Source organism: Marinicella litoralis (assembly GCF_002591915.1).
Lineage (GTDB): Bacteria > Pseudomonadota > Gammaproteobacteria > Xanthomonadales > Marinicellaceae > Marinicella > Marinicella litoralis.
Map to the genome: position 1 here is coordinate 114604 of NZ_NIHB01000002.1, position 24286 is coordinate 138889.

The 24286-nt window shown below is 41.7% G+C and carries 19 protein-coding genes; 8 read left to right on the top strand and 11 right to left on the bottom strand.

The features are described from left to right. Positions 1 to 128: 128 nt before the first annotated feature. Complete coding sequence (locus tag CCS90_RS07070; RefSeq protein WP_099019439.1) at positions 129 to 668, bottom strand: DUF924 family protein; 540 nt, start codon at positions 666 to 668, stop codon at positions 129 to 131. A gap of 149 nt (positions 669 to 817) precedes the next feature. Between CCS90_RS07070 and CCS90_RS07075 the strand changes: the two genes are divergently transcribed. Then, entirely contained in the window at positions 818 to 1396 is a 579-nt protein-coding gene (locus tag CCS90_RS07075) for a superoxide dismutase (RefSeq protein WP_099018856.1), read from the top strand. Positions 1397 to 1471: 75 nt separating this feature from the next. On the opposite strand, the gene CCS90_RS07080 is transcribed toward CCS90_RS07075, so the two are convergent. The 8 genes from CCS90_RS07080 to ribD all read right to left on the bottom strand — a co-directional run bounded on the left by CCS90_RS07080 (position 1472) and on the right by ribD (position 13262). After that, positions 1472 to 4612, bottom strand: a complete 3141-nt coding sequence (locus CCS90_RS07080; RefSeq protein ID WP_099018857.1) for an efflux RND transporter permease subunit — start codon at positions 4610 to 4612, stop codon at positions 1472 to 1474. Positions 4613 to 4635: 23 nt separating this feature from the next. Continuing rightward, positions 4636 to 5826, bottom strand: a complete 1191-nt coding sequence (locus CCS90_RS07085) for an efflux RND transporter periplasmic adaptor subunit (RefSeq protein ID WP_211337070.1) — start codon at positions 5824 to 5826, stop codon at positions 4636 to 4638. A gap of 348 nt (positions 5827 to 6174) precedes the next feature. After that, the gene (locus CCS90_RS07090) at positions 6175 to 9213 is read right to left on the bottom strand and encodes a hypothetical protein (RefSeq protein ID WP_218961653.1); all 3039 of its coding nucleotides are present in this window, start codon (positions 9211 to 9213) and stop codon (positions 6175 to 6177) included. A 168-nt stretch (positions 9214 to 9381) separates the two neighbouring features. Beyond that, entirely contained in the window at positions 9382 to 9972 is a 591-nt protein-coding gene (ribA, locus tag CCS90_RS07095; RefSeq protein WP_099018860.1) for a GTP cyclohydrolase II, read from the bottom strand. Beyond that, entirely contained in the window at positions 9969 to 10406 is a 438-nt protein-coding gene (gene ribH, locus CCS90_RS07100; RefSeq protein WP_099018861.1) for a 6,7-dimethyl-8-ribityllumazine synthase, read from the bottom strand. Before ribH ends, ribA begins: the two co-directional genes overlap by 4 nt. 16 nt (positions 10407 to 10422) lie before the next feature. Then, positions 10423 to 11514, bottom strand: a complete 1092-nt coding sequence (ribB, locus tag CCS90_RS07105; protein WP_099018862.1) for a 3,4-dihydroxy-2-butanone-4-phosphate synthase — start codon at positions 11512 to 11514, stop codon at positions 10423 to 10425. 12 nt (positions 11515 to 11526) lie between these two features. Next, positions 11527 to 12129 carry a riboflavin synthase gene (locus tag CCS90_RS07110; RefSeq protein ID WP_099018863.1) on the bottom strand — a complete coding sequence of 201 codons (603 nt, stop codon included), beginning with the start codon at positions 12127 to 12129 and terminating at the stop codon, positions 11527 to 11529. 2 nt (positions 12130 to 12131) lie between these two features. Further along, on the bottom strand, positions 12132 to 13262 hold the full coding sequence (gene ribD, locus CCS90_RS07115) for a bifunctional diaminohydroxyphosphoribosylaminopyrimidine deaminase/5-amino-6-(5-phosphoribosylamino)uracil reductase RibD (protein WP_099018864.1): 1131 nt from the start codon (positions 13260 to 13262) through the stop codon (positions 12132 to 12134). 84 nt (positions 13263 to 13346) lie between these two features. On the opposite strand from ribD, the gene nadC reads away from it, so the two are divergent. The 6 genes from nadC (at position 13347) to CCS90_RS07145 (ending at position 20615) form a co-directional block, all read left to right on the top strand. Continuing rightward, positions 13347 to 14174: a carboxylating nicotinate-nucleotide diphosphorylase gene (nadC, locus tag CCS90_RS07120; RefSeq protein WP_099018865.1), complete on the top strand. Its 828-nt coding sequence runs from the start codon at positions 13347 to 13349 to the stop codon at positions 14172 to 14174. Positions 14175 to 14209: 35 nt separating this feature from the next. Next, positions 14210 to 15862: an NAD+ synthase gene (locus CCS90_RS07125; RefSeq protein ID WP_099019440.1), complete on the top strand. Its 1653-nt coding sequence runs from the start codon at positions 14210 to 14212 to the stop codon at positions 15860 to 15862. Positions 15863 to 15953: 91 nt separating this feature from the next. After that, complete coding sequence (locus CCS90_RS07130; protein WP_218961654.1) at positions 15954 to 16646, top strand: nicotinate-nicotinamide nucleotide adenylyltransferase; 693 nt, start codon at positions 15954 to 15956, stop codon at positions 16644 to 16646. Between the two features lie 116 nt (positions 16647 to 16762). After that, positions 16763 to 18631 (top strand): PLP-dependent aminotransferase family protein, encoded by a 1869-nt coding sequence (locus CCS90_RS07135; protein WP_211337071.1) that lies wholly within the window; start codon positions 16763 to 16765, stop codon positions 18629 to 18631. A 150-nt stretch (positions 18632 to 18781) separates the two neighbouring features. Then, on the top strand, positions 18782 to 19969 hold the full coding sequence (locus CCS90_RS07140) for a tetratricopeptide repeat protein (protein ID WP_099018868.1): 1188 nt from the start codon (positions 18782 to 18784) through the stop codon (positions 19967 to 19969). A gap of 58 nt (positions 19970 to 20027) precedes the next feature. Continuing rightward, on the top strand, positions 20028 to 20615 hold the full coding sequence (locus tag CCS90_RS07145) for a hypothetical protein (RefSeq protein ID WP_099018869.1): 588 nt from the start codon (positions 20028 to 20030) through the stop codon (positions 20613 to 20615). Between the two features lie 68 nt (positions 20616 to 20683). On the opposite strand, the gene CCS90_RS07150 is transcribed toward CCS90_RS07145, so the two are convergent. After that, positions 20684 to 22717 (bottom strand): S9 family peptidase, encoded by a 2034-nt coding sequence (locus tag CCS90_RS07150; RefSeq protein ID WP_099018870.1) that lies wholly within the window; start codon positions 22715 to 22717, stop codon positions 20684 to 20686. Positions 22718 to 22938: 221 nt separating this feature from the next. Between CCS90_RS07150 and CCS90_RS07155 the strand changes: the two genes are divergently transcribed. Continuing rightward, positions 22939 to 23595, top strand: a complete 657-nt coding sequence (locus tag CCS90_RS07155; protein ID WP_099018871.1) for a YehS family protein — start codon at positions 22939 to 22941, stop codon at positions 23593 to 23595. 83 nt (positions 23596 to 23678) lie between these two features. On the opposite strand, the gene CCS90_RS07160 is transcribed toward CCS90_RS07155, so the two are convergent. Continuing rightward, positions 23679 to 24188 carry a hypothetical protein gene (locus tag CCS90_RS07160; RefSeq protein WP_099018872.1) on the bottom strand — a complete coding sequence of 170 codons (510 nt, stop codon included), beginning with the start codon at positions 24186 to 24188 and terminating at the stop codon, positions 23679 to 23681. Between the last annotated feature and the right edge of the window lie 98 nt (positions 24189 to 24286).

Below are 24286 nucleotides of genomic sequence, written 5' to 3' on the forward strand. Positions count from 1 at the left end.
AAATCCACCAAACCACTGGTGATACTCAGTTAAACATCACTCTGCAACCATTGTTATCATCACTCATCAGGTATCCAGACTGATTCAGCCAAGGGTCACAAAAATTGTCAACCGAATGCAGCTTTTTTTCAAAACGAGGAGCCTGGTTGTTGCAAAAATGCCAACTCTGCTTCGCTCGACTGCCTGCCCAATACTTGATTTCTATGAGGGTACCTGCCAAATTGGTCAATGATACTTTTGTGCTTGTGTTCAAATTCAAGGTTTGATTCCAATCCTGGTTTAGCAAACATCTCCACAGCCAATTGATGAACCACTGGAGATTCACTGTGCATCAATGGCATATAAAGGAATGCCAGTTTTTTGGGCTCATCCATAAAAGCTTGATCAGCACCCACGTCAATGGCCGACTGGGTCAATGCCAATGCCAAGGAATCATAAGCAAAAGCAGCCTTGTCATCTCTGAACATATTTCTTGAAAATTGATCCAGCACAATGATTTCAGCCAGCCTGCCTTCTGGCAGGGCACGCCATGAATATAACTCGCACTGTATCGCTTGTTGATAAACAGCAAGGAAGCGGTCTTTAATCAATTGATCAAATTCAGGATCCTTGATCCACCATTGTTTGGTTTCAATTTCTTCAAACCAAAACCTTAATACCGAATACATTTCTTTCACGTCGTCAATCCTATAATAGAAGTTAATATTGAGCCAATGTGTAGATTAGATTTTATGGAGAACACTTTAAATTTGCCAATAAATCCACATATTAAATACTGAGCTATCACATTAATATTAATAAATTAAGGAGTTATTATATGTCATTTGAACTACCCAAATTACCTTACGATATTTCAGCTTTGGAACCTCACATTTCTAAAGAAACTTTGGAATATCATCATGGTAAACACCACAATGCTTATGTAAATAATTTAAACAAAATGATCAAAGGCACTGAATTTGAAGGCAGTTCTCTGGAAGACATTGTGTTGAATTCAGAAGGTGGTATTTTCAATAACGCCGCACAAATTTGGAATCACAGTTTTTATTTCAACGGTTTTTCACCACAAGGTGGAGGTGAACCCACTGGAGTATTGGCAGACAAAATAAATGCCGCGTTTGGTGACTTTGCAACTTTTGTTGAGCAGTTCAATCAAAAAGCCGCCAGTACATTCGGTTCTGGCTGGGTTTGGCTGGTACAAAATAAAGCCGGTGATTTAGAAATTGTAAACACCTTCAATGCTGGCAACCCAATGACAGAAGGTTATCATCCGTTGTTAACCTGCGATGTATGGGAACATGCCTATTATGTAGACACCAGAAATGACCGAGGTGCTTATGTTAAAAACTTCTGGAACATCGTCAATTGGGACTTTGTTGCTGATAACTTGAAATAATAAACTTCAATCCAACCAAAAACCGATAAGTCAGATATGACTTATCGGCTTTTTGATACTCAGTGAATTTTTCAATTAACTGACCACAGAGACTCTTTCATTCTCACTTTCACCGGAAGTTGCCTTATTCCTTTTGAATAACTTTCTGGCTCCTTCTTTGATGTCCAAACCAATGCCATACAAGGAAGGCACCATCAACAAAGTAACAAAGAATGCCATAAATACCCCAAAGGCCAATGACACTACAATGGGTTGTAAGAACGCCGCTTGAATTGAACGTTCCATCATCATTGGAACCAGGCCAACGATGGTGGTCACCGAAGTCAACAAAATGGGCCTGAACCTTGCCACACCAGCCTCAACAATGGCTTCTTTGGCCGCCATGCCCTTTTCACGTAACTTATTGCAATAGTCCATCAATACCAAGTTGTCATTGACTACCACGCCAGCGGCAGCAGCAATGCCGAAATAACTGAAAATTGCCATGGTCATATCCATAGCAGCATGTCCAACCACAGCGCCAACAAAGGCGAATGGAATGGCAATCAAGATCAATAGAGGTTGTGAATAACTCTTAAAGGCAACGGCCAACAAGGTGTACATGGCAAAGAAAGCCATCAAATACAGCCCCATCACTTCTTTTAAGAACCTCGCTTCACCTTCAGCTTGCCCAACTGAACCGCGGATGATGCCAGGGTATTTGGCTTCCCACGTTGGGTAAAAATTTTCATCCAAATCTTTGTTGATATCATCTCGAACATCTTCTTTCAAGTCTGCACTGATGCGCGCCGCTCGGTTGCCATTCCACCTTTGAATGCTTTTGATGCCAGGGGCGTACTCAAGATCTGCCACTGCCAACAAAGGCAACTCACGACCATCAGCAGTTCTGACATAGAAATTATTTAAACTTTCAATCGACCTTCTTGATTCAACCGGATAGCGAACTTTAACCCGCACATCTTGACCGTTTCTGGGTACCCTTTGAACTTCTTCACCAAAATAAGCTTGTCTGACTTGGCGGTTGATATCAGCCAAGGTCAAACCCAGTTTCGTGGAACCTGGCTTAAGGGTTAGCCTGATTTCTTCAGAAGCACCTTCTAAGTTATTGCGCACGTCATAAAGGTTTTCATACGTTCGCAATTGTTCTTCTAATTCATTGGTGGCAGCTCTGAGCACATCCAGATCTGGGTGACGAATGGATAACTCATATCCCGGATCGTTGTTGCCTTGGGTGTACTGGACAGAGACTTCTTTGGCATCTGGGACATCGCCCATCAGTTCGCGTAAGCGCACCGAAGCGTCTTTGGCTGACATGTTTTGTACTGCCAATGGACGGTCTTCTGGCGGAGTCAATTTTACAATGGCAATCACGCTGTCTCTGCGAGAACGGGTATACCAATTCTCAATCAAACCACCCTGACCATCGGTTTTTTCATTGATTTCTTCTTCAAGGGCTTTTTCGGCGTTTTGTAATTGCGCCAAAATTTCCAAAGCACGACTGTATGGCGCACCTTCAGGTAAAACCACATTAACAATGATTTCATCAGATTCGATGTCTGGCATAAAGCTTTTCTTAACCAGGCCGTTGTTGAACATACCGAAGCCAATAATCAAGATGCCAATAAAGACGCTGGTGGTTAAATACCGATGATTCAATGAAAACTGGCCAATTTTACGGTAATGTTTATGAGCAAAATTAATGATGCTTTGCGAAATGGCTTTTTGCATGCGTCCAAAACGATTCTGATCTTTGCGTGGTTTCATGTTGGACAGGTGCGATGGCAAAATCAACAGTGATTCAATCAAGGAAAACGCCAATGCCAGAATCACTACCCATGTGATGTGACGGGTGAACTCACTGGTAGAGCCACCTAAAAACAACCACGGCATGAATGCCATGATGGTGGTTAGGACACCAAATATAACAGGTTTTGCCACCAACTGAGCACCTGAAATGGCCGATTTGGTGCCGCCACCTAATCGATTAGATTCACTGTGAATGCCCTCACCGACTACAATGGCATCATCTACCACAATCCCTAGCACCAGTAAAAAGGCAAAGGTAGACAGCATGTTCAGAGAAACACCCACCGTTGGCAAGAAGACAAAAGCCCCTGCATAGGCCGTACCAATCCCCACAGCCACCCAAAAGGCCACTTTAGGCCGCAAGGTCAGCATCAAGACAATCAACACCAACAACAAGCCCAGCATGGCCGAACTACCAATGGTTTGCATCCGACCTTTGAAATCTTCTGCTTGGTCATTCCACAAGGTCAACTTGGCTCCATTGGGCAAGGTTCCTTGTTTTTCACCAATCCATTTTCTGACGGAATCTGATGCTTTAACGATGTCCATGATCTCAGTGGTCATCACTTGAATCAAAACACCGGGTTCACCGTTAAGGGTCGCTAAAATTGGGTTGTCTTCGAAACCATCTATTACAGTCGCCACATCACCCACTCGGATCACCCCGCCATCTGCCGTCTCTTTAACAATAATCGCAGCAAATTCTGATTCGGTGTCTGCTTGGCTTCTGACTTTAAGTTGATAGGTTCCGACTTCGGTCCTGACTGTGCCGGATGATTGGTTCATGGAGGAATTTCTGATGGCAGCGGCGACTTCGGAAAATGTTATGCCATATCGTTTCAATGCATCTTCACCAACCTCTATGGAAATTTCTTCTTCTCGTGTCCCAAATAATTGCACCACTGTGATGGCAGGTAATTGAGCCACTTCACGACGTAATTTTTCAGCCAATCGTTTTAAGTCTCTTTCTGACAAGTCGCCATGCACGGCTATGCGGATGAATTCATCGCGATTAACCCATTGTTGAACGATGGGTTGTTCCATGTCTGATGGGAAGGTGGAAATTGAATCAACACGAATTTTCACATCATTCATAAATTGATTAAAGTCGACTTGTTGTTCAGCCAATATATACACTTGGCCGACACCCTCTCTGGAAGATGATCGCACCCATTCAATCGCATCCATATCACTGACAGACTCTTCGATGCGTGCGACCAATTGTTCTTCTACATCTTGTGGAGATGCACCCGGCCACCCTACATTGATTTGCAGCCCTGGGAACCTGACTTGTGGGTCCATTTCACGTTCTAAAGAGTTAAAGCCAATAAAACCAGCCACAAAAATACCAATCATAACCAAGTTGGCTGCCACTGAATTATTTGCCCACCAAGCAATTAATTTATTCATCATTTCACCTGTTTGTTATGAAGTTAAAGCTGAGAAACTAAATCGGCATTGATCACATCTTTGCTGATGGGTTGCACCAACATACCGTGTGAAGCATTGGGCACTGTTGAGATAGCCACTTTTTCACCAACACTGACACCGGCACTCAGCAGCACCTGCTCTTCTGAAGTTGAAATCACTTCAACTGATCTGATGTCCAGCTTGTTGTTGCTGTCTACCACATAAACTTTATCGGCATTCCTCAATGCATCTCTCGGAATAACCAAAACTTGTTTTGACTCAACCCCTTGTATTTCTGCAGTGACAAACATACCCACTGCCAATGGAACTCCAAAATCCGCTCCTTTACCATAAGGGTCAATGACTTCAGCAGTGACATAAATCAATCGAGTTTGTTGATCTACAGATGCATTGGTTCTGATGACCCTTCCTTGCCATTGATGTTGTGATCTCCCCATGCTGGTAGAAAAATTAACCACAGGACCTTTACCAGGTTCAGCCATATAACCCATGGGCAAATCCAGTTCGGTCAACTGTAAATCAGTCAAGGGCAACCGCACTTCAACGGAATCAACCGAAAATACTTTACCCAATTGAGTGCCCGCAGTTATGTATTGACCCAGGCCAACCAATTTGCTGACAACCCTGCCGTTGAATGGAACTTTGATTTCAGTTCTTGTGACATTCAATTTGGCTTCTTTCAAATCTGCTTTCGCAGCCCTTAAATTGGCTTCAGCTTCCAGAACCTGAGGTTTATTAAGGGCAAATGCAGATGGCGTTACATCACCACGTTTTTGCAACCAAGTGTCTTTTTTCATTTTGGCGTTGGCCAATTCTCTTTCTAATCCCACTTCGGCAGAAGCCACTTTGGCTTCAGCCCTAATCACTGCCACCTTATAATCAGTGTCATCAATTTTAATTAATGTGGTTTCTGAATTGAATTCAGCACCTTCAGCAAAAGAATCAGAAATGCTTACGACATGGCCGGTCACTCTTGAGGTTAAATTAATTTCAGTTTTTGGTCTCACTTCTCCTTGTGATTTAATGCCTGGTGTGATCTCTTCGGATTTAACTTCATCCACATAAAGTGAAATCAGTCTCTGTGTAGGTTCTTTCTTTTCAGGAACAGGTTTAGAGGCAGCCAGTGCTTGTACGATAAAGACACTGATGATCAGTACAGAAATTGGCGCAACAATCTTGATAAACTTTTTCACAATTCAATCCTCACTTCTTGAAATATAGGTTATTTGCTTGATTAACGAGGGATTAACTAGATAGTTACATTATTTTTAACATTCAGTACTAATGGCCTATACCGACCACAAATGAATTGTTTTTGTAAAAAACAACTGGTCCCAAATCGTCTTCTACTATTATTTGAACACAGATATTTTTAAAAAAGTATGGGCTAATGGTCATCAATTACAGCTTGTTTCGTAGGCCAATAGTCACGGTTCTTGGCCTAACCATGACTTTCGACCTGTTATTTGATTGCTGGATATACCAAACCAAATAAAAAGAAATTAATGGCAATCATCAACAATTGCCGCTTAAGTCAACAATCAAAACTGACATGCAGATTGATCAATCTGCTTGCAATGGCCCGTAAGGTAAAACTTCCAATCTTTAATGGGTTGTTTGCCTTCAGTGGTGATGGTTTCAGTATTCAAATGACTGGTTAAGTAAAACAGTCGTTGAATGTCTTCTTTTTCACCAGGACCGATGTGAGCGTCACTGAACCGGTCTTGTAAATAGGCGGGTGGAATGGACTGGTTGAATAAATTAACAGTGACATAACTGACTTTTTCCATTTCTGCTTCACTCAATTTAATTTGATAGGATATGTGATCACTGCCGGTTTTGCTTTTATCATAATAATCAGCATCATTGGCCGCATTGCCAATCAACACGCCCAACATTTGAATGTATGGAGATTGATTGTCCAAAAAGAATTGAGGATCAAAACCTTTACCTCTGATTCTGTTGTCTTTCTTGTCTGCGACTCTTCTGAGGAATGAGGTGGTGTTGTGTCCTGCTGAATCTTGGATGATTTCCTGGTAAATTTGCACTTGGTCAGGCGCTGAAATGACTTCATAATGAGGCTGATACAATTTTTTATCTTTTCCACCCTGCTCTGTTAACAATGGTTTATCAGTTAAGCCATCAAGAATAACACCCAATTCATTGGTTCGACCCGAAGCCCACAGCGGCTGATCATCTTGGTCATAAACAATGGTTTCTATAAATACCCTACGAAATCCAACGCCTGATGGTAAAAAATGTCCTGTTAGATTTTTAACTTCAACGTCAACTGTCAGTGTGTCTTTGTTAACGGGCTTGATTTGTTCAATGTTCACTGCAGCAGTTTGCTTTTCAGCCATTTCAATCATCGAATCACGCCCAGTGATTAACGCTGGTTGCACATTTGAATTGACCATGTAATCCATTTGGCGCAAGCCAAGAATCATTGGGAATTGTTGAAACATCTCATTGATAAACACATTCAGACCATGTAAAGAATGCCTGGCAAACTCATCCCGCGGGGTTAAGGTAATGTCTTTGTCTGGTAAACGATGGGTGGTTGGAGCAAAATCATTGCTTTCTATGTTGGCAATTTTCATGCCTTTTAAATCATTGTGTGTGTCGCCTACTTTGAACTCAGTTGGCATATGACAGTCCTGACAACTTTGGAAGTCTTGCTTTTTCGAAAAATCTGAATTAACCCACTCTAAATGTGTGGTTTGTTCATAGGTGGCATTGACTTTTTGACCATCAGGTGCGGTGTAATAATGTGCTGTACCATCATTATTGTAGGTAGGCAGCAATATATTATGACAAGACCCACAGATATCAGAATTTTGAATCTGTTGACCAAATTCAGGGGTGATTCCCAAAGCATTTTGCATGGGCTTTTGAATGACTTCTGCAGAATCATAGGGACCGACAACTGTGCCTGGTTCATTGGTCACAAAATTTCCTGTATACCCAGCTTCGGTACCCAAACCGTTGTTGTTGATTTGGTGACAAACCATACAAGAAATACCATCTCTGGCTAAAGCGCCATATTGTGCATCGTGGTTATTGGGTAAATTGTCTTGCCATCGAGTGACTGTGGATTTAGCAAATGGCTTACCAAAAGGCACCCCTTCAGGTGGTGCAACGGCAAAGATACTTTTACATTCATCCGATGGTCCAGAATCAATGGCGTATTGTCTTTGACCCATGACACCATGACAATGCAAACAGGTATTTTCAATGCATTTTTTGGCCGCTGGCAGGTTATTGGTTTCACTTTGTAACTGTGAAAAGAAAATGGGGTCTCGACCGGCCAATCCCATTGGTGACACCCGCCATTCACCATAAGGTGACACATTAATTTTACTGTCACTGTTGGCTTTATCAATCAACATATTGGCTTCAGCTGAATTGGCATATGTGGCATCATGACAATTGATACATTGGTCTGAGGTTAAATACTGATCCAGATCATTTAAACGAGACAAATGATGATCAAATGATTCAGCAGGTAACCTCAGGTTCCATGCTTGGTTAAATTGATTGATACCCAATTCGCCATAATAATCAACAAAGGCTTTATTGATGGACGACAACGGTTGTGAGAATGGGCTTTGTTTGGTCTTAGATTGAGTTGATAAAGAATTTTCTACCTGCCGATGAAGCCCTTGTTTCAAATCAAGTTTGGTGCTTTTTTCTGGCTTTTCAGGATACCATTTATATTGCAAGCCCTCACTGACCACATTATCTAAAGATGAAAATGTCAGTTGACTTTCTGCGGTGGCATGACAATTGATACATGCAGCACCGTACAGGCTATATGGATACACCACTGTATTGATTTTACTTGATCCAGCATAACCGGTTGGGTACCATGCTTGGTTTCTAGTCACAGGGTTATTGGGTACATTTTTTGCCCAGGTGAATGCTGATTTATCTATTATGGGCGGGTTGCCGTCTCCATTGACTGCATCAATTACTTTCGGTGTATTGGTTGGATTGGCCCAATACCATTGATCATGTGTCACATCAGTACGATACATCACGGTCCATGAATCAGGAAGCCGATCTTTGTCATCTGGAATGTGCATACAATCATCGGTTTTTACAATGCCTAATTTTTGATCAATACTGGCCATTTCTTTGATGATCATGGCGCCTTTTACCAGCTCAGACTTTCTATCACTACACATCCAATCTACCATTTCAGGAGAGTAATACACCCTCACTGCTGGATGAACTCCGTAACTTTGGCCTTGGCCAAATTCCCCAACATATGGCCCAGTCATTCGCCAATTCAAATCCTTGGCCCATTTAAGCTCACTGGCATAAACGCGAGACCTTAAAAAATTCCTTAATTGGCGGTCAAATGCGTTTTTTTTATCCAGGTCAGTCATTTGTCCTGGTTCAAGCACAAAACCCACATTGAGTCGCCAGTTTAAATCAGTCAAATTGGGTTTATTGGCATCACACCAGGCTGCAGATTTTCTTTCTATTTCAGCTGTGTGAGCGGTAGAACAAACCCAATCATTTGGGTTGTCAGGTAATTGTGCATGGCTTGCACCTGTTAACATGAATATAGCCATGAAGGCCAGAAGTCTTGAAATTGTTGGCATGAATCCCCCGTTTTTTTAACCAAGTTAAAATAATTTATTCACACACACAGTTATGATAAACAATTGTTAATTTAATTACAACATTATTGTATGTGCGAATTCAATGGGGTAAACAGAGAATAAAGCTGGCTTAACCAATCAATCTAAATGCAAGAAGCGATCCTTTTTGGTTTTTAAGTAGGCTTTGTTGTGGGTGTTGTGTCCCACTTTGATGGGCAATCGATCGACCACTTGAACACCTTGCGACTCGATGGATCGAATTTTATCTGGATTGTTGGTCATTAACTTAACCTTAGATACGTTCAAATGCTTAAAAACATCAGCCAACATGTCATAACTGCGACCATCAGGCAAATGTCCCAATTGAACATTCGCATCGAATGTATCTAGTCCCTGGTCTTGTAATTGATAGGCTTTTATTTTTTCAGTCAACCCAATGCCACGCCCTTCTTGACGTAAATAAACAACCATACCCACACCTTCATGCGCGATTTGCTCCATTGCATAAGCCAATTGAGGGCCACAATCACACCTTAAACTGAACAAACCATCACCGGTTAAACACTCTGAATGGACCCGCGTAAGTATGGGTTCACCACCAATAAAATCACCTTGGGTCAACACCAAATGCTCTTGTCCATGGTGTTCAAACACATGAATAACAAACTCACCAAAAGCCGTGGGTAATTTGGCTTGGGTGATAAATCGTGTACTGTCAGATGCCTTCATTGTCTATTGAGTTCATGCTGCATGCGCAGTAAAGCCACAGTGGCTTGTGCCGCTTCTTTGCCTTTGTTTTCTTTGCCCAAGCTTTCATCCACACTGGAACGAGCCAAGGCTTGTTTTTCATCTTCTACGGTAATGATGCCATTACCAATAGGCATGTTATTTTCCAATGACACATTCATGATGCCACGAGCACTTTGTTCACAAACATGATCAAAATGCGCCGTTTCGCCTCTGATCACAGCACCCAAAGCCACAATCCCATCAAACCTTTCTGTTTTTGCAATGTACTGACAGGCCAATGGAACCTCTAAGGCACCAGGTACGTCAAACCTTTCGTATTCGACATTTTCACGGTTCAGGTAGTTGGTGGCACCTTCAAATAAACCATCACTGATGTGGCGATAAAAAGGGGCTGTTATGATAGCTATTTTCATGTTGTTTCCTAAAGTATTATTTGTTGTAGGAAATAAATTCGGTGATTTCCAAACCAAATCCAGACAAGGCTGGAAAACGAATTTCCGGACTCATTAATTTCATTTTACCTACACCCAGGTTTTTTAATATTTGAGAACCTATGCCTACATTTTGATAGGCATAATTGTCCTTACTTTTGCGGGCCCCTATTTCATCAATTTCAATGGGTACTGATTCGTTCGAGTTAAGCACCACCATCACACCACTGCCATTGTCAGCAATGGTTTTCATCGCCCTTTGTGCCGTCCAATAATCATCATTGGATTCTAACCCCCGAAGCTCTCTGAAAAAATGACCATACTGAACCCTAACAGGAACCGCTTTCTCAGCGTTGAGTTCACCCTTAAAGAATGCCAAATGTTCAGTTTCAGTGATTCGATCTTTGAACTTTTTAACTTTAAACTCACCCCATTGGGTGGCATAAACAAATTCATCTTCAACCGAAACAGTGGTTTCATTCATCATGCGATATTCGATCAGATCCGCAATGGTACCAATCTTTAAATCATGTTTTTGTGAAAACTTGATCAAGTCTTCGCGTCGCGCCATGCTACCATCATCGTTCATGATCTCAACGATCAATGCTGCTGGTGTTCTTCCAGACAACTTAGCAATGTCACATCCTGCTTCTGTGTGTCCAGCCCTTGCCAACACACCGCCTTGCTGGGCCATCAATGGAAAAATGTGTCCTGGTACCACAATGTCGGCAGGTTTGGCATTGACCTGTACCGCATCAATCACTGTTTTGTACCTGTCATAAGCAGAGATTCCGGTGGTAATGCCTTCAGCTGCATCGATAGATACGGTGAAGTTTGTTGCCAGCTGTGCGGTATTGTTGTCCACCATCAATGGTAACTCCAACCTTTTACACTGTTCAGGCATCAAAGTTAAACACAACAATCCCCTGGCGTATTTGGCCATAAAATTAACCACTTCAGGGGTGACCGCATTGGCAGCAATCACCAAATCACCTTCATTTTCTCGATCTTCATCATCCATTAAGATGACCATTTTGCCATCTTTGATATCGGCGATCAGTTCCTCAGTGCTGTTTAATTCTAAACTCATGTTTTTCTCAGGTTATTGGTTCAAATGAGGTCTCAGCATTTTCTCAACGTAACGAGCAATGGTGTCGACTTCTATATTGACGGCTTGATTGGGCATTAACTGGCCTAAATTGGTGTGTTCCATGGTATGTGGAACCAAATTAACAGTCAATTTATTGTCATCGATGGTATTGACCGTCAAACTAACTCCATTGATTGTGATCGATCCCTTGGTCACCACAAATCGACACAGATCATGCGGAATTTCAAACTCAAAAATTTCAGACCTGCCACTGTCGACACGACTTAAACAATGTCCTATGGCATCAACATGCCCAGATACCAGATGTCCACCCAGTTGATCTTGTAAGGTCATCGCTGGCTCTAAATTGAGTTGACTGCCCACCTGCCACTGTGCCACCGTTGTCTTGTTGACTGTTTCAATCGAAACATCCACTTCGACTTGGTCTGAGTTGATTCGGGTTACCGTTAAACAAACCCCATCCATGGCAATAGAATCACCCAGTTGAATTTTTTCTGGGGCATTGAAATGGGTTTTAATGGTGAACCGCAAATCACCGGAAAGCGCTTTCTTTTCAATGACCTTGCCGATGGATTGAATGATACCTGTGAACATAACTATTTAATGATCAGCGCCCGCAGTCGCCAATCTTTGCCTATGGTTTTTAAAGAGATGGGCTTTATATGGAGCCGTTGTGACATTTCTTCAATATTTATTTTTAACAATGGTCTTGCTGATGAACCCATAATCACTGGTGCAGTGTAAACCAACAGTTCATCAATCAATCCTTCATTCAATAAGCCCCCAGCCAAGGTGGCTCCTGATTCAACCAAAACTTGATTGATTTGCTGTTTACCCAGGTAGGCAATGAGTTGGGCTAAATCAACCGATCCTGACTTGCCTTTCATGACTTTGATTTGAACACCTAACGACTTGAGCTTTTTGGCTTTGTCATTGTTATCTACAGTGCTAACCATCAGTACTTGGTTGGGCTTATGCAAAATTTTTGCATTCAATGGAATCCTCAAATGACTGTCTACAATCACTTTTAATGGCTGTTTTTTATCAAAATCATGAGGTATTTTTCTGTTGCTTTTTGAAAATGATTCAGGTCTGACTGACATTCGACAGTCATCCAGCAAAACGGTATCGATGCCTGTGATGATGGCACCACTGCGGCCACGCCAAAATTGTACATCAGCCCGAGATTTATCCCCAGTGATCCAATAACTCTCTCCACTGGACATGGCAGTCCGACCATCTAAAGATTGGGCCATTTTACAACGCACCCATGGTAAATCGGTTTTCATCCGATGGAAAAAACCACGATTGAGGTCAATCCCTTGTTTACTCAGTACGCCTGTAATGACTTTGATGCCCGCTTGCTTTAACAAATGATAGCCTTTCCCTGCGACCAATGGATTGGGGTCGTCATTACAAACCACCACTGTTTTGACCTTGGCTTTTACCAAGGCTTCAGCACAGGGTGGATTTTTACCATAATGACTGCAAGGTTCCAGGGTAACGTATACGGTAGAACCTTCAGCATCGTTGCCTTTGATTCTTGACAAAGCATTGACCTCAGCGTGTTTGCCACCCACTCTTTTGTGGTAACCCTGAGCGATGATTTGATCATTTTTAACAATAACACAACCGACCCGTGGATTCGCTCCTGTAGTGAACACGCCCTTGGCTGCTAACTTCAGTGCTTTTTTCATGTATTTTTTGTGCGTGCTCTTGTGCTTCATTCTGTGGTCAAAGATAATGTCATATTATTAAATCAATGATCGGCATTTTAACAGCCTGAAGACAGGCCTGCGACAGAAAAACTTATGAACCCAGTAAATTATCGACACATCATAGCCAGTGCATTGTTAGAAGACATCCAAACGGGTGATTTAACCAGCGAAGCCATATTCCCAGCAGAACAAGATTGCGAAGCCAAACTCATAGCCAAACAAGACGGTGTCATCGCTGGCCTGCAAGTTTTTAAGGAAACCTTCCTATTGTTTGATTCATCGGTAAAAGTGGAACTGTTGTTTAACGACGGCGATCGATGCCTTGACCGTGATGTCATCGCCAGAATACACGGACCTGTGTTGTCTGTGTTGGGTGCTGAAAGGGTGGCTTTGAACCTGCTACAACGAATGAGTGGAATCGCAACACTGACCAATCGATTCGTCCAACTGGCAAAAGGAAAGTGTCGTATTTTAGACACCCGAAAAACTGCGCCCAACCTACGTGTGCTGGATAAATGGGCCGTGACTTTGGGTGGCGGAGTGAACCACCGACATGGTTTGTATGACATGGCAATGTTGAAAGAGAACCACATCAAAGCAGCAGGTGGCATCACTCAGGCTGTTGATAAATTATTGAAGTATGACAATCACCAAAGACCGATCGAAGTAGAAGTCACCAACTTAACTGAATTGCGCGAAGCCTTGACCTGCCCAGTTGATAGAATCATGTTGGATAACATGGACAATGAAACCATGGCTGAAGCAGTTAAAATCACCGCTGATAAAATTGATTTAGAAGCTTCTGGCAATGTCTCATTAAAAACCATAGAAGGTATTTCATTAACGGGTGTTGATTATGTATCAATTGGCGCCCTCACCCATTCAGTCAAAGCAATGGATTACAGTTTATTGGTGGTTTAACCCAACCGATGAATAAAACAAAATCAAAAACTCTCATGAAAAAACCCAATATCAACATTGCCATGGCTCAACTCAACGTCAAAGTCGGTGACCTGGCTGGCAACCAACAATTAATTTTAGATGCCATTCAAGAAGCACGCAATGAACACATCGATATCTTGGTTTTTACAGAGTTGGTGGTGTGTGGCTATCCACCTGAAGATTTGTTATTTCACCAACAGTTTCTAGATGATTGTTTGGACTCAGTCAAGTTCATTGCTGACCACACAGATAACATCACCGTCATTCTGGGTTTTCCAAGAAACCACCCGAATGAACCGGAATTGCTGCACAATTCGGCGGCCTTGATCCAAGACGGTGAAATCAAAATGGTCTATGACAAACACAAGCTACCTAATTATTTGGTGTTTGATGAAAAAAGATATTTCAGTGCCGGTAAGCATGACGGCATTGCTGAAATAACCATTCAAAATCAGCTGCTGAAAATTGGAGTCACCATTTGTGAAGACATTTGGTACGAGGCTGAACCTGTGGTTTACCAAGCCAGTGAAAATGTGGACTTATTGATTAATATTTCTGCGTCTCCTTATGCCACTGATAAAATCAACAGTCGAATTGCGATGTTACAAAGAAGGGCCAAGAGGTTTGCCACACCCTTGGTTTATTGTAACCTGGTCGGTGGCCAGGATGAGTTGATATTTGATGGAACCAGTTGCGCCATTGATGCCGAAGGTGAATTAATGGCATTAGCACCTTCCTTTGAAGCGGCGTTTACCCAAGTCAATTTTGCCAAAGATCAAAAATTCATCACCGTTACAGAACCACCACTGGCAGAACTTTATGATGCCTTGGTATCATGTACCCGCGATTATTTTCAAAAAAATGGTTTCAGCCAAGCCGTACTGGGCTTGTCAGGCGGCATTGATTCTGCCTTAACTGCGGTGATTGCTGCCGATGCCATTGGCGCAGAAAATGTTACTGGCATTTTAATGCCATCTAAATTTTCATCTGACCATTCCATAGCCGATGCTCAGGTGTTGGCTGATACCCTTGGTATGAACAGTCAATTGGTGCCAATAAAAACCATGCACGATTCATTTCATGGTTTCCTGGCACCTGTCTTCAATGAATTATATGGTGATTATTTTCAAGGCCAAACCGATGAAAACATCCAAGCCAGAATTCGAGGTGTGTTGTTGATGGCTTTCTCCAATAACAACAATGCCATATTATTGTGCACCAGTAACAAAAGTGAAACCGCTGTTGGTTACACCACACTGTATGGTGACATGGCCGGAGGGTTTGCACCCATCAAGGATTTATTCAAACTGCAAGTATATGCCTTGAGTGAATACCGCAACAGCATCGACCCTGCAGGTCCGGTTATTCCCGTAAACACCATCACCAAACCACCCTCTGCTGAACTGAGACCCGATCAAAAAGATTCTGACTCTTTGCCTGAATATGAAATTTTGGATGCCATCTTAAAAGCTTATTTACACCATCACAAAGATGCAGCACAAATTGCCAAGTCTTTAGATCAAGAACTGGCACTGGTGATCAAAGTACTTAAAATGGTCGATCGAAACGAGTACAAACGACAACAAGCTGCTCCTGGTCCCAGGGTCACCCAGATGGCATTCGGTAAAGACCGCAGGATGCCCATTACCAATGGTTTTGTTCATTGAAATGAGTGTGACTTTGCTGAACGCCTCCACATCAGTCAACATTTTACCGCACGAGCCGAACCTATCTTGATGCAAAGTGGCCAAAAAGTCTGTGTGTAAAAAAAATCAACAAAAATCCCATACCTTGGTTTTCGGCTTGACCGCAGATCCCATCCATCAGGGACATAAACAAGTCATACTCAACAGTTTCACTTTTGCCAAACAACAAAACTTATCCCTAGAAAAATTCCTGTTGGTTCCCACCTACCAACCCAATTTGATAGCCGACAAGCAACGACCCAGAACGGCATTTAATCACCGGCTGGAAATGTGTGAACTGGTGGCAAATGAAATTATAAAGAGGTATAAATATCCTGTCTATGTGTCTGATATAGAAAAACAATTATTTTTAAAATTCAATAACAAAAGTTTTAGTTTTGAAACATTACAGGCCATCAGTGCGCCGCACAAACTGTTTGTGTTAAGTGCTGACCACTTCGCCGGGCGTTGGCCAAAATTCAGAAAATGGTTAAACTGGAAACAGCTGGTAGAAGCCAATGGCTTAATGATTCACCAACGACCCGGCCATGGCATCAATCATGGTTTTATAAACCGGCTAAGAGACATCAATTCTGATGTTTTTGTGGTTAAAGATTTACCTACAATTGAGATTTCATCCACTCTATTGAGGGCTGAATTAATAAAGCATGAAAAACCTGATGACAGCTACCTGTCTGAAAGGGTATTTAAATATATTCAAAAACATTCCATTTATGCAAAGTCAGTCTCGTCAACCAATGAATAATTTAACAGAATTGTTGAACTGACGACAATCGCCCATACAATTAAGTCCTTAAAGAGCTGCTTCTGACATATGGGCACTCTCAATCAAATAAAATAAATTGGTATCTGGAGAAATCATTGAACTCAAGCACTGCTGTACTGAAATCCATCAAAGATCTGTTGAAAAACATGCCGCAAGACTGGCTTAAACTCACCACCCATCGTCTCGACATATACCATGAAGACGCAGCCAAAACAGAATTCTTGGATGAGTTAAAAAAACTCATAAAAACAAACAATGTCAATACCACCACCTTGAATCAACTACCTACAGCATATGATTACATCCGCTTGGGGCACCAATTATCAAGTTTACTTGAATGGGTGTTGGCAGAGATTAATCAAGTGGTTGACGAACAAGTCATCACTTTTGCTTCTAAAACCATGCCTATTTTGGCTGTTTTGCGTCAGAATGCCATCAAGCACACAGCCACTTATATTTATTACGATGTTGATACTGCGCCACTGATAGATGAGCCAAGATTGAAAAATATTTATGGTTATCAGTACCAACTGACCCAAGTCAATCACAGTAAAGAAATTCCGCAACATCCAGACGGCACGGTCGTTTTTGTAACTCAACAAGACTTCAATAAAAATTTAAATAACAACCCGGTCATAGACCTTACCGTCAACTTACATCATGACTTGGGCTCTTACATACTTATACACCAACCCAATGCCAAACAAATGGTCCAAGCCATTCAGCACGTGAGGAGACGAGAAACCATCGCCATGTCGCCACAGAACTGTTTGAGTATTTTGCATGAATTGGTTGGTAACGAGGGACCTTTTTCGAGTGTTGAACACATCAACAAAACCAGTGAGAACAAACAAACTGTGGCAACATGTATACGTCAAAATACAGGCAGTCAGTCCTCACCATTAATCGCCTCCAGTGGGTTGTCAATTCAATATGCTATTTTGATGGGCTTGGTAGAAAATGCCATTACAGCACACCCAGACAAGCCGATTAAAATTATTTTACCACCTAATTGTTACGGTGGAACCAACGACCAATCCCGTCGTGTGGCCGATTTAATTCCACAAGCAGAAGTGTTGGATTTACTGGTCGATGGTGGTGCGGATATAGTCAACAGCTTAGAGTCCGTTTTATCTGCGGCTGCTGAAGTCGATGGGGTGCCAATTGTTTTGGCTGAGATTCCAACCAATCCCAGGGTTGAAGTGCCTGATTTACCCGCATTAAGCGAAGTTCTCAGCAAAACAAGACTGACACCCAAAGCTGAAACAGCTGTACAAGCCACATTTATGGTGGACCAAACTTTCTGCCCCAACGTCAATTTATTGAACCAAGACAGTGAACTTAGCAGTGTCAGTACCATTTCATTTTCAAGCGGTTCAAAATTTCCAAGTGGTGGTCGCTGTATCGCGGGCTATTGTGCAGCCAACCAAAAAGCTGAAGAGTTGATGCCTTTGGTGGCAGCCCATCTGTCATTGTCAGACAACCATGCCGACGCCAATCAAATGAATATACTGGCTGAAACCATGCCTTCGATGCCGGAACGCATCGTTCAAGCCTATGCAAAAACCCGAGATTTTGTTCAACAAATTCATGCCTTGATACCAACCGCTAAAATATTTTATGTCTCTGATGACATGGCGCTCAGAGGTTTTAAGCCCTCGGTTTTTTCACTCGATTTGCCTGTCTCAGCTGACAGCCTCAAAGAACGCCAAGACTTACAAAAACAATTGAACAAAAAATTGATCGAATTCATGATTACTAGGCATCCCGAAGATTGCAAAAACTGTGTCAGCTATGGCCAGCTGAAAGGCAGCTATTGGACCATACCTGCCACTTCAACCCAGGGCACCACCAAAGAAGGTGACAAAGATTATGTGGTAAGGGCCTCTATTTCTCCGGAAGTTGATGTGGCTAAATTGTCGCAATCTTTTAAAGTGTTTTGCCAAACGCATGATTTAATTTAAACCCATTCATGGCTCGACTGGGGCAAGCAAAGGACCAATGATTTCACGGAGTTGCCCGTGAAATCCAATGGGTAATGTTCGCAATTTAAGCACCATCAATTATTTAAAATAATTTTTCCGAAAGTCTAAAAGCTGTTTTATACTAATGGTATGCGTAGAAAAAAGACCAATTTAGTATCCATGCTACCGGTTCTGATGATGTGCTTACTGATCACTGCCTGTGGCCCTGTTTCCCAATACCAAGTTAAAAACAACTTCTCTGAACAAGACATTTTTCAAGACGGTTTGTTTGGTCCACCCGCTTCTATTCTGTCTATGGATGAGGTATTTGCCTTGACTGAAGACCAAAAACAAGATTTTTTGAAACACTTCCATAGCAAAGAATACCGTGACTTGTCTGACAGTCAACGCATATTCAAATACTTAAAAAACAAACTGGAGTATTTTAACTTTCATTCAGAAACTTTGATCGCCACAGATGCCATGGCCTTGAATTCAGGTAATTGCATGTCATTAGCCATTTTAACCAGGGCCTTGTCAAAACTGACTCATGTTGGGATCAGTTATGAATTGGCTCGCACGCCACCCGTCTTTCAACGTGAAGGCAATCTAGAACTCAATTCGCAGCACATCAGAACAGTCATATTTAACAAAACCACTAAAACCACAAAACAGTTTGTCAGACCCAACGACAAAGTAAAAATTGATTATTTCTCTACCGCAGGTTCTCGCACCTTGCGATCCGTCAAAAAAGAAGAATTCCATTCTTTGTTTTACAGCAATCGTGCGGCTGAAGCCATGATCAGGAATGAAAGCAATCGTGCCTACTGGTTAATTAAAGAAGCCTTAAAGATCAAACCCGATAACTTGATCGCCATCAATATGTTGGGGGTGTTATATCACCGCATAGGTGAAGAAGTGTATGCTGAAAACACATATCGATACGGACTGTCACATGGAGGTGACCAACTTGAATTGCTCAATAATTACCATAAATTTTTGCTCCAAGCAGGCAGGAATGAGGAAGCATTGATCATTGCGCAGACACTGGAAAACTATGACGATCCTGACCCATTCAAATGGATTGATTTGGCGGATGCAGAATTCAGGGAGGGCAATTACCACAATGCCATTAAATTTTATGAAAAAGCCCAAGAATTAGCCAGTTACTTACACCAACCCTACGCTGGTATTGCCAAAGCGAATTTTCAATTGGGGCGAAATAATCGCGCCATAAAAGCCATGCAAATGGCCATTGAAAACTCTCACAGGTTTCAAACCACCTCAATATACCAGGCCAAATATGATTACATGAAGTCGTTACAAAACACCAACTAGTCAGCTTCACTGCCGCCATAATCCTGCTACAATAACGGGTTTTTAATTAACTGAGTGTATGCAACACATCATATGTAGCAGCAGTGAGGTGGTTAAACAAAACCTCACCGGCGAAGGATTTATCAAGACCCATAAAAACATTTTTGATTTGAACCAAATCTGGATTGGTCCAAGACCTCATTTGGAACAAGATGAAAATTTCAAACAAATCATTCCATATATCATTCTCTCCTATCAAGACCAAATTGCCGTTTACCAACGAACCAAGCAAGGTGGAGAGTCTCGACTTCATAACCTTAACTCGATTGGTTTTGGAGGGCACATAGATGCATTCGATCTTGCCTATCAGACAGATGGAACCATTGATTTGGATCAAACCATAGAAACTTCTGGTCAACGTGAAATAGAGGAAGAATTGAAAATTGATCGCATCGTAAACAAAACCAAATTAGGCTATATATTAGATAACAGTAATCCTGTTGGTCGTGTGCACATTGGCGTGGTTGAACGCTGGGAGCTGTCTTCTGAGTCAATCAACAGCAATGAAGCTGAAATCAAAGTCCTTGGCTTGTTTGACCTAAAGACTTTAAAAACCATGTCCAATCAAATGGAAAATTGGAGTGAACACATCGTCAATGGTTTGTAAGCTGTGATTATCAATCAAAGAAGCGAGCACTGTTGCTCGCTTCTTAAGTTTTCAACCCGTCTTAAAAATCATGGTGACTCTGCTGTTCGATACTTTTCAAACCAAGCCAAAATGCTGACCACTTTAGCCACTAAGTTACTGGGGCGGTTGGCTATGCCATGTCCTGAACCAGGAATTCTGACCATAGCACTGTCAACTTTCTGTAACTTCAATGCCGAATAAAACTGTTCAGATTCAGCAATCGGCGTTCGATAATCTTCCTCTCCTGTCAACAACATGGTCGGTGTTTTTACATTGCCAACATAAGAAAGCGGCGATCTTTTTAAGTAATTTTCTGGGTCTTCCCAAGGCTTGGTTGGAAACCAATACTTGTAGAAAAAGCCCGGATTATCCGCATACAACACAAAACTGATCCAGTTGATCACTGGCTTGGCCACCACGGCGGCTTTGAATCGATCGGTTTTACCGATGATCCAAGCGGTTAGCACACCACCACCACTGCCACCCGTGACAAACAACTGCTCGTCATCAATGAAGCCTTTTTCAATGGCTGCATCGACCCCAGACATCAAATCATGGTAATCATTGTTTGGGTAATCATGATGAATGAGGTTGGCAAATTCTTGTCCATATCCGGTACTACCACGTGGGTTGGTATACAAAACCACATAACCGGCGGCGGCAAACAATTGCACTTCAGTAGAAAATACCGAACCGTAACTGGCAAAAGGGCCACCATGAATTTCTAAAATCATTGGGTATTTTTTGTTTGGATCAAAGTCAGGTGGTGTCACCAACCAACCTTGAACTTCACGTTGATCGACAGAAGACAACCACCTCAATTCTGTTGTTTGACCCAGTGATTTGTAATTAAACAAATCAGCATTGACGTGGGTCAACCGATGACTCTTGTTGTTCTCAGTCACGGCCAAATCTGCTGGGTGCTCAGGTCCGCCTAAGGTATAAGCCACCCTACCATTGTTAGATACTGAAAATGCCGCCGCGTTATAAGGCCTGCCCAAAGACAATCCACCCAGTTGACTGGCAATGGATTTGATTTTCCCGTTTAATTTTATCAATGCCAATTTTCCATCACCCTGATCTGTGTATTGAATGTACAAGCCCTTGGAGTCATTGGCCCAAGCCATTGACTGAATTGACCGATCCAACCCAGCTGAGATCACCCTGGGATGAGTGCCATCTTGATCCATGACATATAAATCACGGACCGTGTGGCCTTGAAATGTATCATCAAAACCAACATAAGCGATTAATTGACCATTGGGTGACAATTGCGCATTGGTATCTGGGCCAAATCGATGGGTCAAGGCTTTGACAGACAAATCTTCCAGTTGTAACTGATAAATTTCGGCATTCAAGGGTTCATACAGATGATTCTCATGCATGTTGGCCGTAAAGTAGATAGCCCTATTGTCTATCGACCAACTGGGAGATTGGTGGTTGTGTTCAGAAAATGTCAATTGTCTGGGCGTCCCTCCGTCCACGGAAAGGATAAAGATTTGATTGTTGCCCGCTGTTAAATACCCCTGTCCATCTGCGCGGTATTTCATGTCATCAATGTAGACAGGTGGTTGGTTCCATTTTGCACCAGCTGGTTTTGCTGGCATTTTAAGTATCGAAGGTCTAGACTTTGCTACGAATTGTGTGAACACCAAATATTGATCATCATGCGACCAGGCAAGCTGATTAGGTGCGGTGGCTGTATTGGTTAACGCCACAGATTGCTTGGTATCCATCCACATCAAATACAGCTTGACCTTATCATCAGCTTGATTAGACAGGTAGACCACTTTTTTTCCATCATGAGACCACCTGGCAGCATAATCACTCTGGTTGCCTACCGTTAAAGGTCTTTGGTTTTTCCCATCGAAATCAGTTATCCATAAATTTGAATGATTTTTATCTGTCATCACATCTTTAAAATTTCGGGTATAGATAATTTGTTTACCATCTGGCGAAATTTGTGGGTCAGCAATGTATTCCAGATTAAACACATCCAATAACTCTAATTGATTAGATTCTTGACTGAATGATATGTCGGCAAAAAAGATCAATGCCAGAATGAAGGGAAATTTTCTCATGATAAATGCTCACGCTTAATACAGAGTCATGAGTATACGTTAAAACTCAGGCATCATCAAAACCCGCTTAAAGTATCATTGACAACATCAAGTGCAGGTGAATCAACCATCCATTCACTGAATATAGCCAAATCTATTGCACAATGGTTAACACGGAATATAGAAATCAGTTAAACTGTGCCACATTCTTAAAAACACCCAATTTAGTCAGGTTATACATTATGAACAACAACGACATCATTCGCAGAGTTCGCTATATTTTAGATCTCAAAGACAATCAAATTACCAAAATATTTAAGCATGTCGATACAGTGGTCAATGAGCAACAGGTCAACCATTGGCTGAAAAGAGAAGAAGACGAAGGCTTTGTTGAATTACCTGATGAGTTATTGATCGACTTTTTAGATGCCCTGATCATTGAAAAAAGAGGCAAAAAAGACGGCCCCAGCGTACGCTTTAAACAAACTTTAGATAACAATTTAATTTTAATGAAGCTAAAAATTGCTTTTCACCTAAAAGCAGAAGATGCCTTGGCCATCATGGAATTGGCAGAATTCAAAATCAGCAAGCATGAATTCAGTGCGCTGTTCAGAAAAAAAGACCACAAACATTACCGAGTTTGTAAAAATCAAATGTTGCGGAAATTCATGAAAGGATTACAAATCAAATACCGCGGTATGCCAAAGCACAATGAAAATGTTCCAACGGCCGATGTTGATACAGTAGAAGCACCTGTAGAGAAAAAAACATTAACCAGAAAACCAACAAAAACCCAAGCGAAAGAGTCCAGTCATAAAAATGTGCCGTCAACAACTGAAAAATCTGACAAGCCCAAATCTGCAGCCAGCGTTTGGAAAATACCAAGTAAAAAGAAATGAATCACTGACATCAGTAACGATAATTTGAAATGGGCTCAATTAAAAATTCATCGCATTAAATACAACAAGAACAACAACAGAAGTTACCCTTCATATGGATTTACGCTGTTTTTGGCAAGGTACTGACCACAGGTATAGCCCAAATATACAGTCACAAACCACACCCAAATTGCATAGCCGTCGGTGTTTTTCATCCAGTAAATAGGCCAAGTGATTGCTGTAACGAAATTCATCAAAGAATTAATAAAAAAGCTGATCAAATCACTGAACCCCAATGAACTGATTGTGTCCACAAAACTTGATTCACTGCTGAGAAAATCTACAATTTCAAAGAACTCCACAATCACATAAGTTAAGACAGCCATAACACCATAAAAACCACCACCAAAAGCCACCCATTTACTCATCAACACATTTTGTACGGTCCATCGTTCTTGTTTGAACTCCTTTTTCAGGCGCTTCATGCCTGCCTTGTCTTTGGTTTCAATGATAGCAACAGATTCTTTGTTACTTTGTTTCAACATGAAGTAAAACAATATGAAACTGATGGCTCCAGTTCCTAAAAAAGCAAAAAGTAATTTAATCGTGGCCATATATGGTTTTCAGTGTTGGTGTTGTATTGTTGTGATGGGTAGACACTTCATCTGTAACCCATGCAATAAATTTATCAAGAAATTGTCGTGACAAATCG